This is a genomic window from Actinosynnema sp. NPDC050801, assembly GCF_040673975.1.
GTDB lineage: Bacteria > Actinomycetota > Actinomycetes > Mycobacteriales > Pseudonocardiaceae > Actinosynnema.
The window spans coordinates 46,815-59,792 of the sequence record NZ_JBFAQZ010000021.1 but is presented as its reverse complement, the minus strand read 5'-3'; the positions used below and the strand labels follow the sequence as shown (position 1 = coordinate 59,792).

11 protein-coding genes and 1 pseudogene are annotated in these 12,978 nt (G+C 72.7%); 5 read left to right on the top strand and 7 right to left on the bottom strand.

The features are described 5' to 3' along the window. Positions 1 to 3: 3 nt before the first annotated feature. On the bottom strand, positions 4 to 1,038 hold the full coding sequence (locus AB0K14_RS33140) for an alcohol dehydrogenase catalytic domain-containing protein (RefSeq protein WP_360457863.1): 1,035 nt from the start codon (positions 1,036 to 1,038) through the stop codon (positions 4 to 6). 117 nt (positions 1,039 to 1,155) lie between these two features. Here AB0K14_RS33140 and AB0K14_RS33135 point away from each other — a divergent pair, with 117 nt between their 5' ends. Then, positions 1,156 to 2,046 (top strand): LysR family transcriptional regulator, encoded by an 891-nt coding sequence (locus tag AB0K14_RS33135; RefSeq protein ID WP_360457866.1) that lies wholly within the window; start codon positions 1,156 to 1,158, stop codon positions 2,044 to 2,046. A gap of 315 nt (positions 2,047 to 2,361) precedes the next feature. Here the strand turns inward: AB0K14_RS33135 and AB0K14_RS33130 are convergent. Together AB0K14_RS33130 and AB0K14_RS33125 are read right to left on the bottom strand one after the other, a co-directional pair. Beyond that, positions 2,362 to 2,513: pseudogene (locus AB0K14_RS33130) on the bottom strand (multicopper oxidase domain-containing protein); the annotation flags it as partial. 42 nt (positions 2,514 to 2,555) lie between these two features. Continuing rightward, entirely contained in the window at positions 2,556 to 3,269 is a 714-nt protein-coding gene (locus AB0K14_RS33125) for a helix-turn-helix domain-containing protein (protein ID WP_360457869.1), read from the bottom strand. A gap of 229 nt (positions 3,270 to 3,498) precedes the next feature. Between AB0K14_RS33125 and AB0K14_RS33120 the strand changes: the two genes are divergently transcribed. Then, a complete protein-coding gene (locus tag AB0K14_RS33120) occupies positions 3,499 to 4,686 on the top strand; it encodes a cytochrome P450 (RefSeq protein ID WP_360457872.1) in 1,188 nt (395 codons plus the stop codon). 48 nt (positions 4,687 to 4,734) lie between these two features. Here AB0K14_RS33120 and AB0K14_RS33115 read toward each other — a convergent pair whose 3' ends face one another. Continuing rightward, entirely contained in the window at positions 4,735 to 5,187 is a 453-nt protein-coding gene (locus tag AB0K14_RS33115) for a lipase family protein (protein ID WP_360457875.1), read from the bottom strand. A gap of 208 nt (positions 5,188 to 5,395) precedes the next feature. Between AB0K14_RS33115 and AB0K14_RS33110 the strand changes: the two genes are divergently transcribed. Together AB0K14_RS33110 and AB0K14_RS33105 are read left to right on the top strand one after the other, a co-directional pair. Then, positions 5,396 to 6,409: a TerC family protein gene (locus AB0K14_RS33110; protein ID WP_360457997.1), complete on the top strand. Its 1,014-nt coding sequence runs from the start codon at positions 5,396 to 5,398 to the stop codon at positions 6,407 to 6,409. A gap of 126 nt (positions 6,410 to 6,535) precedes the next feature. Continuing rightward, positions 6,536 to 7,618 carry a hypothetical protein gene (locus AB0K14_RS33105; protein ID WP_360457878.1) on the top strand — a complete coding sequence of 361 codons (1,083 nt, stop codon included), beginning with the start codon at positions 6,536 to 6,538 and terminating at the stop codon, positions 7,616 to 7,618. 36 nt (positions 7,619 to 7,654) lie between these two features. On the opposite strand, the gene AB0K14_RS33100 is transcribed toward AB0K14_RS33105, so the two are convergent. From AB0K14_RS33100 to AB0K14_RS33090, 3 genes are all read right to left on the bottom strand, one after another. Further along, positions 7,655 to 9,670: a serine hydrolase gene (locus tag AB0K14_RS33100; protein WP_360457881.1), complete on the bottom strand. Its 2,016-nt coding sequence runs from the start codon at positions 9,668 to 9,670 to the stop codon at positions 7,655 to 7,657. A 4-nt stretch (positions 9,671 to 9,674) separates the two neighbouring features. Further along, entirely contained in the window at positions 9,675 to 11,447 is a 1,773-nt protein-coding gene (locus tag AB0K14_RS33095) for a glycoside hydrolase family 3 protein (protein ID WP_360457884.1), read from the bottom strand. A gap of 115 nt (positions 11,448 to 11,562) precedes the next feature. Further along, positions 11,563 to 11,925 carry a hypothetical protein gene (locus AB0K14_RS33090; protein ID WP_360457887.1) on the bottom strand — a complete coding sequence of 121 codons (363 nt, stop codon included), beginning with the start codon at positions 11,923 to 11,925 and terminating at the stop codon, positions 11,563 to 11,565. Positions 11,926 to 12,097: 172 nt separating this feature from the next. Between AB0K14_RS33090 and AB0K14_RS33085 the strand changes: the two genes are divergently transcribed. Then, on the top strand, positions 12,098 to 12,964 hold the full coding sequence (locus AB0K14_RS33085) for a GNAT family N-acetyltransferase (RefSeq protein ID WP_360457890.1): 867 nt from the start codon (positions 12,098 to 12,100) through the stop codon (positions 12,962 to 12,964). Positions 12,965 to 12,978 lie beyond the last annotated feature (14 nt).

The following is a 12,978-nucleotide window of genomic DNA, read 5'->3' as shown; positions in this document are numbered from 1 at the left end:
GGGTCAGGCGGTGGGGAGCAGGACCATGCGGAACCGGGCTTGGCCGGCCTGCTGGATCTTCAAGGCCTCGTCCACGTGCTCCAGCGGCGCGGTACGCACGTGCGGCCGGACACCGCCCGCCAGGGCGAAGCGCATGGCCTGCTCGGTGTCGACCGGGTTGCCGGTCAGGTGGCCGGTGACGCTGCGGGCGTGCATGACGAGGTCGCCCAGCGGCAGTCGCACCGGGGTGCCGTCCAAGCCGGCGACGGTGAGGCGGCCGTGCGGCGCCAACCCGGTGACGAGCCCGGCCAACGGCTCGCTGCTCGACGCGGTGGACAGGATCAGCCGGCACCCGCCGAGGTCGCGCAGCACTCGCCCGGCGTCCTCGCGGGAAGCGTCGACGTAGTGGTGCGCGCCCAGCTCGGTGGCCGCCCGCCGCTTCTCCTCGCCCCGGGCGACGGCCACCGTCTCGAAGCCCATGGCGGCGGCGAACTGCACCGCCAGGTGCCCGAGCCCGCCGATACCCACCACGGCGACGCGATCACCCGGCTCGGCGCCGCCGTCCCGCAGCGCGGTGAACGTGGTCACGCCGGCGCAGCCGAAGGGCGCGGCCTCCGCCGAGGTGAGCCCGTCCGGGATGTGGACCAGGGCGTTGACCGGGACGGTGATGCTGGACGCCCAACCGCCGGGGTAGGACAGGCCGGGGATCCGGCGTCGCGGGCAGTGGACCACGTCACCCGACCGGCAGGCCGGGCACGAGCCGCAGCTGCCGCCGAACCAGCCGACACCCGCCCGTTCACCGATGTCCCAGCCCCGCACGTCCGGCCCCAGTTCGGCGACCACACCGGCCACCTCGTGGCCCGGGGTGACGGGGAACCCGTTCGCCGGGGAGGGGTCCGCGACCGTGCCCGCGTCGGCTCCGCAGATCCCCGACGCGACGACGTCCAGCCGCACCTCGCCCGGTCCGGGCGCGCGCGCCTCGACCGGCGCGAGGAGCACCGGCCCGCCCGGCTCCACCACCCGCGCGGCCCGGTGGGCCGAGCGGCGATCCTGCGACACGAAGATCACTCCTGACGGTCAGCGCACGAGGCGACGGTAGAACCGCCCACCCAGGCGCGGTAGAGGCTCCCGCTGAATGCCCCTATAGTCGGTCGTTATGACCGAAGTGGGTTCGGGATGAACATCGAGGGACTGCGCTACGCGCTGGCGGTGTCGCGGACGAAGTCCTTCAGCGCCGCGGCGCGGGACTACGGCGTCACCCAACCCGCGCTGTCGAACGGCGTGGCGAGGCTGGAGGAGGAACTCGGCGTCAAGCTCTTCGACCGCTCCCCGCGCGGCGTCCAACCCACCGCCCAGGGCGCTCGCGTCCTGCCGCTGATCGACCGGGCGCTGGCGGCGTTGGACTCCGTCGTGGCCGAGGCGCGGCGGCTGGCCCGGCCCGCCACCGGCACCATCCGCATGGGCGTCTCGCCGCTGATCGGGTCCGACCTGGTGGCCTGCGCCTTCGACGCCGCCCGGCGGCTGTCCGACCCGCGTGACCTGGTGCTGCGGGAATCGGACCTCGACCTGCTGCGCGGGGCGTTGCAGGCGGGCGACCTCGACGTCCTGCTGGTGCCCGCGGTCGAGGCCATGCCCGCCTACCGCCACCGGGTCATCGCCAGCGAGCCGATGGTCGTCGTGGACCCGGCCGCCGCCCCCGGCGCCGACGGACCGCTGGAACTGGGCGCCGCCGCCGACGCCGACTACATCCTCGTCCCCGACACGTGCGGCCTGACCACGTTCACCACCAGGCTCTTCCACAGCAACGACCTGGCGCTGCGCACCTACCCCGGCGAGGCGGCCAGCCACCGCGTGCTGGACGAGTGGGCGGGCCTGGGCGTGGGCGCCGCCCTGCTGCCCCGCTCCAAGATCACCCGTCAGCACGCGAGCTGCCGCCCCCTGGTCCGAGGGGGCAACCCCGTGGAGATCTCCTACGAGGCCGTCTGGTCCCGCGAGAACGCCTTCGCCGCCGACCTGGAGGAGTTCGTGGACTTCCTGGCCGACGCCGCCGCGGCCCCGGCCTCGTGATAACGGATGGCTATAGCCGCGGCACCGGTCGCGAGCTCCGGCCGCGGACGCCCCGGACGACCTCCAGGTTGGCCATCATGCCCATGTCCTCGTGCTCGGCGTTGTGGCCGCCACACCTCGACGTCGCCGAGACCGACCGGGACATCGGTGCGGGCCGGGTCGAACGGCAGCCCGTCGATGAGCCACCGTGCCCGCCGTGCATCCGCCCGACGCGGAAGGAGAAGTCGCGCACCCTGGTGGCGTCCGACCGTCGCCGGCTCGGCAGGTCGGTGCGGAGCGTGCGCGGGACGCGGCTGTCGTCGGCGGCGAACGCGCGACGGTCGGCACGGGCAGTTCGTTGCGGTGCGCCACGGTCACCGGCCGGCCGCGGCGCGACTCGATTGTAGGCCCCGGGAAGGCGCCCTCGTGCGTCCAAAGTGGAGTCTGCCACCGGGCAGGATCTCCGCGCCCGCTACGCGCTGGGTGATCTCGTAGCGGTCGGTGCCGCCCGAGACGCCCGAACCCGACCGTCAGCGGGACCGTCGTGCCGCCTGCTCCCGGCGCAACTGCTCGGCGGTGCGCACGAGGTTGTCGTGGAGGTGTTCCAGGAACTCGCCGACGTCCTGGAGGCGCCGGCCCGCGGACGTGGCGGAGCCGAGGGCCTCGGCCCCCTCGCGGACGGTCCGGGCCATCAGCGCGTTCCTGGTGGCGGTGGCCAGCATCGCGCGGTACCAGGTGTCGTCGTCCATGTGGTACCGGTCCCGTCGGCTACCGCCGTCACGTCGGCGGGTGACCAGCTGCTGCCCCTCCAGGTAGCGGATGGCCGTCGAGATCGACGCGGGGCTGACGCGCAGCCGCTCGACCAGGTCGGCGGCGGTGAGGCTGCCGGAGTCGGTGGTGAACAGGCAGACGAGCACCCTGGCCGTCAGCCGCGGCAACCCCTCGTCGACGAGCGCGGCGGTCAACTGCTCCTCGACCGCGCGCACGGCGTCCGAGTCGCGTGCCGGCTCGGTCCGCGGTGCGGTGGCGGCCCGGCTCGGTGCGCTTCGACGCGCGCGCCGCCGGGTCGCCAGCTCCGCCTGGAGCGGTCGGTACCCGGACGGGCCGCCGTTGCGGGCGATCTCGCGCGTGACGGTCGAGGTGGGCCGGTCGAGCCGCTTGGCGATCTCGGCGTAGGTGAGCCCGTCGGCCAACCCGGCCGCGATGTCCTGGCGGTCCCGCGCGGTGAGCCTGGCTCCGGGCACGGCATCCCACCTCCTCGTCGGGCCACTGCCGGGAGTATGCGTTCAGTCCTGGGTCATTGCAACGCGCCGGACGTACCTGTTGCATTCGGTCTCAAGCCTGTTGCAACTGTTCCGGGCGCTTCAGCTCGGAAAACGGGGTCGGCTCCCGATTCGCCGGTTGCGCGCGTTCCGAGCGCAACCCTAGCGTTCGGCTCGTCCTGAAGATCAGGTGCGACAGGGGGAGCAGCGCATGACCGAGATCGTGACCGCGTTGCCCACGGCACGCCCCGCGGGCCGTCCGTTCGACCCCGCCGAAGGGTTGGCGCGGCTGCGGCCGTTGACCCGGATGGTGTTCCCCGACGGGCACGAGGGGTGGCTCGTCACCGGACACCGGTTGGGCCGGGCGGTGATGGCCGATCCCCGGTTCAGCTCCCGGTACGAGCTGATGCACTCACCCCAGCCCAGGGCCGCCGTGGCCGACGGGCAGCGGTTCCCGCCCGCCGCGCCCGGCGACTTCATCGGCATGGACCCGCCACGGCACACCCGCTACCGCAAGCTGCTCACCGGCAAGTTCACCGTCCGCCGGATGCGGCTGCTCACCGAACGGGTCGAGCAGATCGCCGCCGACCACCTCGACGCCATGCAACGCCAAGGCCCGCCGGTGGACCTCGTCGAGGCCTACGCGCAACCCCTGCCGGCGTTGACGATCTGCGAGCTGCTCGGCGTCCCCTACGACGAACGGGACTTCTTCCTCAAGCACACCGCGACGTTGAACGACCTCAACGCCACCCAGGAGCAGAACGTCGAGGCGATGAACGGGCTCGGCGGCATGCTGTACGGCCTGGTCCAGGCCAAGCGCGCCGAACCGACCGACGACCTGCTCGGCGACCTGACCACGACCGACCTCACCGACGAGGAGCTCGCCGCCGTCGCCGCGCTGCTGCTGGGCGCCGGTCTGGACACCACCGCGAACATGATCGGGCTCGGCACGTTCGCACTGCTGACCCACCCCGACCAGCTGGCCGCGCTGCGCGACGACCCGGGCCTGACCGGCCGGGCCGTCGAAGAGCTGTTGCGCTACCTGACCATCACGCCCACCGGTGTGCGCACCGCGCTGGCGGACGTCGAGCTGGACGGCCAGGTGGTCAAGGCCGGGGAGACGGTCGCCCTGGCGGTGAACGCCGCCAACCGCGACCCCGAGGTCTTCCCCGACCCCGACCGGCTCGACCTGCGGCGCTCGGCCACCGGGCACGTCGCGTTCGGGCACGGCATCCACCAGTGCCTGGGCCAGCAGCTCGCCCGGGTCGAGCTGCGGGTGGCGTTCCCCGCGCTGCTGGCCCGGTTCCCCGGCCTGCGGTTGGCCGTGCCGCCCGAGGCCGTGCCGCTGCGCGACAACCAGGACATCTACGGCGTGCACAGCCTGCACGTGACGTGGTGACACCTCGACCGTCCGATGTGGACCGACGACGGTCGTCGGTGCCCCCGGTCAGGGCAGGTTCTTCTCCAGGGCGGCCACGTAGGCCTTCATCGAGTGGTCGCGGAGGCCGTCGCTGCCGGGTGCCGGCGGGTCGGCGGTCATGCCCTTGGCGCGGTCGAACAGGTTGGACACCACGGGCATGGACTCGTGCACACGACCGGCGGAGTCGATGTAGCGCAAACCCTTGACGTGGCGGAACACCGGCTCGGGCGGGACCTGGGCGACGACGTCGTTGTTGTTGACCACCCGGAACGTGCGGCCCTCCAAGGCGCGGTCGTAGGCGTCGGCCAGCGCGTTGTCGCAGGTGCGCGGTTGGCCGAAGGTGTACACGCCCTGCGCGGAGAGCCGGGGGTCCTCGAAGTGCAGCCAGGCCGCGGCGAGCATCGCCAGTGCCCCGCTGTGGCCGGTGAACACCGGCTCGGTGCCGCGGAACGCGGTGACCACCATCGTCGGACTGGCCATGGTGTAGGCCTGGGTGTCGCTTCATCGCACGGAGGTGTCACATCACCCGCTAAACTGCGGTCGTTAGGGGAGGGGAGTACTCCTTCGCGGCCATGTCGTCATCACGGACCCCCATGGGTTCCGGTGTGGCCGGTCCGGGTCCGTCCGGGCGGAGAAGACCTCCGGCAGACGCGTCGACGCCTTGTCGGAGGAACCCGTGCCACCACCCATGTCCGTGCCCGCCTGGCTGTGGGCGGCGACCATCGCCGGTCTGGTCGTCCTGATCCTCGCCGACCTGGTCGTCGTCGGCCGCAAGCCCCACGAGGTCGGCGCGCGCGAAGCCGCCAGGTGGGTGGTCTTCTACGTCGGTTGCGCCGTCGCGTTCGGCGTCGGTGTCTGGATCGCCGGCGGTGGCGACCAGGCCGCGAGCTTCGCCACCGGGTACCTGACCGAGTACTCGCTGAGCGTCGACAACCTGTTCATCTTCATGATCATCATGACGAACTTCGCCGTGCCCGTCGTGCACCAGCACCGGGTGCTGCTCATCGGCATCGTGATGGCGCTGGTCATGCGCGGGTTCTTCATCGCCGTCGGCGCCGAGGCGGTCGAGCAGTTCAGCTGGATCTTCTGGCTGTTCGGCGGGATCCTGATCTACACCGCGGTGAAGTTCGCGGTCAGCGGTCAGGGCGACCAGGAGTACGACGCCAACGGCGGGCTCGTGCGGCTCGTCCGCAAGCTGTTCCCGGTGACCGACGAGTACCACGGCGCACGGCTGACGGTCCGGCAGGACGGCCGCCGCCTGCTCACGCCGATGTTCATCGTGGTCGTCGCCATCGGCGGCGCCGACCTCGTCTTCGCGGTCGACTCCATCCCGGCGATCTTCGGCATCACGCAGGACGCGTACCTGGTCTTCGCCGCCAACGCCTTCGCGCTGATGGGACTGCGGCAGCTCTACTTCCTGCTGGGCGGACTCGCGGAGAAGCTCGTCTACCTGTCCTACGGCCTGGCGGTCATCCTCGGCTTCATCGGTGTGAAGCTGGTGCTGCACGCCCTGCACGAGAACGAGTTGCCGTTCATCAACGGCGGCAGGCACCTCACCGGGATCCCCGAGATCGACAACTGGGTCTCGCTCGGCGTCATCGTCTCGGTGTTGGCCGTCACGACGGTGGTGAGCCTGCTGAAGACCCGGCGCGACCGACTGGCGGCCGCGCCGACCGGCGACGCCGAACCGCCGGAGGGCTGACGTCGCCGTGCGCCGGGACTTCCCGTTCCGGCGCACGGCCGGTTCCCGATCCGCTACGTTGTCGAGCGGCCAACCCGTGCGGCTCGCCACAGGGCTGCCGGAGCAGCGCGCGAGAGGGTGGGGCGGATGGACGCGGCGCAGGCGATCTCCCTGGTGGTGGAGCGGATCCGGACCGACGGGCAGGACTACCCCACCGAAGACCTGACGGCGGACCGCATCCTGGGCGGCTGGTGCGTCTACGCGCCGGTGATGGTCGCCGACGGCGACCCGGTGGCGGACGTGGACGAGCCGGTGACGCGATCGGTGTTCCTGGTGGGCGTGTCCGGGCGCGTCGAGGAGGTGTCGTCCACGGAGCCCGCGGAAGACGCGCGCGAGCAGTTCGCGGAGGCGTGCCTCTGGTTCGGCGCGGGTGAGCCCCGCGTGCCGGGAGAGGACGTCTCCACCACCCCCTCGCACCCCGATTTCAGCAGGTTCGTCCTTCCTCGCCCACCACGTCCGGCCGCCGCCTACGACAACCAAGCCCTGTACGCCCTCGCGGAGGCCTTGGTCCACGAGCGTGATTTCGGCGGTTGGCTGGCCGGTCGGTTGCGCGAGCTGGCCGGTCTGGTGGGCGGCGCCAGTCGCCTGGTCGTCCGCCGCCCGAAGGCCTGGGCGGCCGGGCACGTCACGGAGCTGGCCGCGCGGGAGCACGGTGACGCCGGTCCGAGCGAGGTGTGGCGGACCTGGCCGCCGGTCGACCCGGCGGGCCTGCCCGCCGTCGACACCGCGGGGTGGCTCCTCGTGCCGGGTGACGCGGTGTGCGAGTACCTGGAGGCGTTGGAGTCCGAGACGGCCGCCGCGACCCGGCTGGCCGACACCATCGCCGACCGTGCCCGGCAGGCATCGCCGTGGCGGTCCTGCGGTGTTTCCGAGCTGGTGCCCCAACTCGTCGCGGTTCGCCGCGACGAGCGGTTCGACGCCGACCTGGCGACGGTGGGTCGGCTCGCTACCGAGCACGACGACGAGGACTTCCTCGGCGCGTTCATGGCGGCGGGGGTGCCCGACGACGCGGACGTCGAGGCCCTGTTGCGCATCGCGATCGACGCCGAGCAGCGCCACCTGGAGGTCATCGACGTCGACGCACCGGCCACGGCCGCCTACCGCCGCCTCCTCGACCGCATCGGCCTGGCGTTCGAGACCGAGTGGTTCGAGGCGATGTTCGAGCTGTGACCTGTCACCACGACCGCACCGTCGTGGCGAGGCGGGTCAGTGGTCCGGGACGGCTCGGGCGAGGTGGTCGGCCACGGCGTGCCGGTAGGGGTTGGTCGCCGGACCGGCCGCGGTCGGGTGGACCCGGTTGGTCAGCAGCAGCACGAAGGAGCGGCTCTCCGGCTCGATGACCAGGGACGTCCCGGTGTAGCCGGTGTGGCCCGCGGTGTACGGGGTGGTCAGCATGCCCATGAAGGCCGGCTTGCCCAGGTCGAGGCCGAGGCCTCGGTCGGCGCCCGGGATGGCGGCGTTCCAGTTCTTCGTCATCGCTCGCACGCTCTCGGGGCGCAGGACGTGCCGGTCGCCGTAGCGGCCGCCGTTGAGCAGCATCTGGGCGAAGACGGCCAGGTCGCGTGCGGTGCCGAAGAGACCGGCGTGTCCTGCTGTCCCGCCCAGGTACCAGGAGGTCGAGTCGTGCACCTCGCCCCAGATCAGGCCGCGCGAGCCGTGGTGCTGGGTGGGGGCGATGCGTGGCCGCAGGTGCGCGGGCGGGGTGTACATCGTGTCGTGCAGGCCCAGCGGTTCGGTGATCTCCGCGGCGACCAGCTCCGGCAGGGACCGGTCGGCGACGCGTTCGACGATCTTGCCCACGACGATGAGGCTCAGGTCGGAGTAGACGTAGCGGGTGCCCGGCGGCGCACGCGGCGCCACCGCGTAGACGGCGGCCAGCCGTTGGTCGATCGTGGGGTACGAGCCGAGCGCCAGGCCGGCGGGGAGACCGGCGGTGTGGGTCAGCAGCTGCCGGACGGTGACGTCCTGCTTGTCGTTCTCGCCGAACTCCGGCAGGTAGCGGGCGGCGGGCGCGTCCAGGTCGATCAGGCCGCGCTCCACCAACCGCAGCGCGACCGCGGTGGTGAACAGCTTCGACAGGGACGCCAGGTCGAAGATGGTGTCCTCGCGCATCGGGATGCGCTGATCGGGCGGTAGCTCCGTGCCGTCGGTCCCGTGGCGCAGCGCATCGCCCACGGCGGCGTGCTCGGCGACCACACCGTTGCGCGCGACCAGGACGACACCGCCGGGGAAGGCGGGCGGGGTGGACCGCACGCCCGCTTCGACGGTCGGCACCAGTCGGTCCACGTGCTCGGCGAGCAGACCGGCCTGGTGGGGCGTGCCGTCGCGCAGCCGGTGGTGGGGGAGCGGCCCGTCCCAAGGAGACCCGCGTCGTCGGGAGATCGTCAGGTCGGCCACCACCGGCAGGTGGTCGGACGCCTCCGTGGTGATCACCCGGGTGTCGCGCACCCGCGCCGGGTACGCGGCGGCGACGTAGTCGATGCGCTTGGTGGGCGCCTGCGCCGGGTAGGTCGCGCCGGGGGAGGACGGGTCGGTCATCGCCCACGCGTCGACCAGTTCCACCCACAGGGGAGCCAGTTCCGGTGCGTCCGGGACCGCGTTGAAGTCACCGAGCAGGACCCTCGCCTCGCCCCGGTCCTCGGCCACGACGCGGAGCATGTCCGCGACCTGTGCCTGTCGCACGGCCGGGTCGGCGCGGTAGTCGAGGTGCGTGTTGTAGACGTGGACGCGCTCGCCGCGCACGTCCAGCACGACTTCCGGGAAACCCGGCGCCGGCTCCGGGGTCGGGTCGGGTACCTGCGTGGACAGCCTCGTGATCCAGTGGTTCTCCGCCGCGACGACGCGGTGGCGGCTGAGCACCGCCAGACCGAACTGCCGCCTCGGCTCGCCCGGCGCCAAGGGCTCCAGGTCGTAGATGGGCGCGAAGTAGACGTCCATGTCGAGCGCGGCCGCGAGTTCCGCCGCCTGGTCGCGCCAGCCGCTGCGCGCCATCCAGTGGACGTCGACCTCCTGGAGGCCCACCACGTCGGCGCCGGAGGCCCTGATCTCGGCGGCCACGCGCGCCAGGTCGAGCCGGCCGTCCACGCCCACGCCGGAGTGGATGTTGTAGGACATCACGGTCAACGGCGCCGGGGATCGCCCCTCGTGCGCCGCCGCGGGCGCGCTCGTGACGAGCAGGCCGCACGCGGCGGCGGTCAGGAGTCGGCGGACGGCCTCGCGCATCGGTTCAGCCCTCCCAGGTCAGGCCGTGGCCGAACGGGTACAGCGCGGTCGAGGGGTCGCCCGCCACCGGGATGGTGACCGGCAGCTTCCCCGCCGGCGCGCGTTCCCCGTACAGCACCCGCACGGCCGACTCGACCGAGACTTCGGTGTAGGAGTAGGTGGCGAGGTAGGTCGGGGCGTCGGGGAAGTACGCGATGTCGTACGGGTCGCGGACCGCGATGACCACGACCGGCCTGCCGGTGGCGAGCAGTGCCTTCACCAGGTTCTGCTGCCCGGTGTCGGCCCAGGCCTTGTTCGTGGCGACGACCGTCAGGTCGGCGCCGCCCGCACCGGCGACGGCCCGGTCGATCATCGCCTGGTTCGGGTTGGCACCGGTCGCCAGGGACGTCGCCGACGCGGCACGTCGGCCGACGGCGGTGGCGAGCCGTTGCGGCACCGGGTCGGCGGTCGTGCCCCAGCCGGTGGTGAAGACGGAGGTGGGGCGGGTGCGCAGGGGGAGGGTTCCGGCGGCGTTGCGGACGAGTGTGGTGGTGCGGTCGGTGATCCGCTGCGCGACCTGCCTGTTGCGCTTGGTTCCGACGATGTCCGGCAGCCGGGCGGGATCGACGAAGCGGTCGTCGAACAGCCCGCGGCCGGCCTTCATGCGCAGGATCCGGCGGACCGACTGGTCGATGCGGTCCTCGGTGAGTTCGCCGTTGCGCACCGCGGTCAGCACCGCGTTGAACGCGAGGTCGATGTTCGGCGGCATGAGCAGCTGGTCGACGCCCGCCTTGAGGGCCAGGACGGGCACGCGGTCGTCGCCGTACTTCTGCCGGACACCGGCCATCCCGAGCGAGTCGGTGATCACCACGCCGTCGTAGCCGAGCTCTTCGCGCAGGATGCCGGTCATGATCGGTCGGGAGAGGGTGGCCGGGTCGCCGGACGGGTCGAGCGCGGGCACCACGATGTGCGCGGTCATGATCGAGTCGACGCCGGCGGCGATCGCGCGGCGGAACGGCGGCAGGTCCAGCCGCTCCCACTCCGACCGGCTGTGACCGATCACCGGGATGCCGGTGTGGCTGTCCACGGCGGTGTCGCCGTGGCCCGGGAAGTGCTTGGCGGTGGCCGAGACGCCGCCCCGCTGGTAGCCGCGCACCTGGGCGTGCACCAGCCGGGCGACGAGTCCGGGGTCCTCGGCGAACGAACGGACCCCGATGACCGGGTTGAGGGCGTTGACGTTGACGTCCGCGACCGGGGCGAAGTCCTGGTTGACGCCCATCGCGCGCAGCTCGCGGCCGGCGATCTCGGCCGCGGTGCCCGCCGACGCCGGGTCGCGGGCGGCGCCGAGCGCCATGTTGCCGGGGAACAGCGTGGCCGGCGCGCCGATCCGCGACACCACGCCGTGCTCCTGGTCGGTGCTCACCAGCGCGGGGATCGCGGACACCCGCTGGATGCCGTTGGACAGCCCGGCCACCTGGGCCGGGTCGGCGGTGTTGCCGGACCACGCGAAGTAGACGACGCCGCCGAGGTGGTACTTCTCGATGAGCTGTCGGGCGTTGTCCACGCCGTGCTGACGCCGGTTCGCGGCCACCGAGGCGGGGTCGGCCGTGTCGACCGTGGCCCCGTAGGCGTAGGTGACGAACAGCTGGCCGACCTTCTCCTCCAGGGACAGGTGGCTCACCAAGTCGGTCGGCTGGGACTCGGCCGAAGCCGTGGCGGTCGTGGCGGTCGGGACGGAGCCGACCAGCAGGGCGGCAGCGACGGCGAGCACCCGCCGCCTGTTGAACAGTTTCCTCATCTGCACTCCCGCAGTGGGAAATTCACTGATCTGTCGGAATGTACGCAGGTGGCGCCGTGGCCGGGATCGGCCGTTCGGTGGCATTGGCCGGACGCGCGCTCCGCCGGTCGCGGCGTCACGTGGCGAGTCGCCGGTACAACTCGCTGTCGCACAGCAACTGCGCGGGCGTTCCCCGTGCCACCACCCGGCCCCCGTCGGGCAGCACGACGCGGTCGGCGTTGCGGAGGGTCGACGGCCGGTGCGCGATGACCAGGAGCGCGCATTCGGCGGTCCTCGAACGCCTGCCCGCTGAGCTGGACACCGAGGTCGGCGACCGCGGGTGCGTCCTGTCCGGCGGCGAGCGCCACAGCGCCAGGACCGTGGACTTGCCCACGTCGGACCGGCCCGCGAGCGCGACCAGGGAGCGTGGCGGCACCTCGAAGGACACGCCGCGCAGCACCGCGCGACGACGCGACCGCGTGCACGGAAGGGCGTCCACGCCTCATCATCTGACTTGCTGCGCCGACACCGCATTTCCCCCGCCGGTCGAACCACTCGTACGAGACTGCCGCCGCACACGACCGGCGGCCGCGCACTCGAACCGGTGTTCGCGGACCCTGCCGGGAGAAATCGGGTGCGGGCGCTCGGCAAGTTGGTGTGTGATCGGCGGCATGGCGATCGTGCTGGGGGACCCCGGGGTCGACGGGCTGGACGCGGCTGCGGGCGTGCTGCGGGAGTGGCAGCGCGAAGGGGCGCCGATGCAGCTGCACCCCGGGGACCTGGGCTGGTTCTGGCGGTTCGGTGCGGAGGCGACGGCCGCGGCGGTGCGGACCTGGGACCGGGACGGGCGGATCCTCGCCGTCGGGCTGCTGGACGGTCCGGAGCTGTTGCGGCTGACGATCGCGCCGGACGCCCGGCGGGACGCGGAGTTGGCGCGCCGACTGGTCGAGGACGTGACCGAGCCCGAACGCGGCGTGCTGCCGGCGGGGAGGGTGAACGTCGAGGCGCCGAGGGACGCGTTGGTCCACGACCTGCTGTCCGAGGCCGGCTGGCACGACGACGAGCCGTGGACGCCGCTGCACCGCGACCTCACCGGGCCGGTGCCGGACCCCGGCGTGCGGATCGAGGTGATCGGTGCGGAGCGGGCGGCCGTGCGGGCCGAAGTGCAGCGGGCATCGTTCGACGGGTCGACGTTCACCGACGAGCGCTGGCACGCGATGGTGGCCGGATCGCCGTACGCCGACGCGCGGTGCCTGGTCGCCCACGACGACCGGGGCGAGGCGGTCGCGGCGGTGACGGTGTGGTCGGCCGGTCCGGGCAGGCCCGGGTTGCTCGAACCGATGGGCGTGCACCGGGACCACCGCGGTCGCGGCTACGGCAAGGCGATCACCGTCGCCGCGGCGGCCGCGCTGCGGCAACTGGGCTCGTCGAGCGCGATCGTCTGCACCCCGAGCGTCAACGTCGGCGCCGTCGCCACCTACCGGTCGGCCGGCTTCCGGCAGCTGCCCGAGGTCCGGGACAAGTACCGCGACGCCTAGTAGGACTTCGTCAG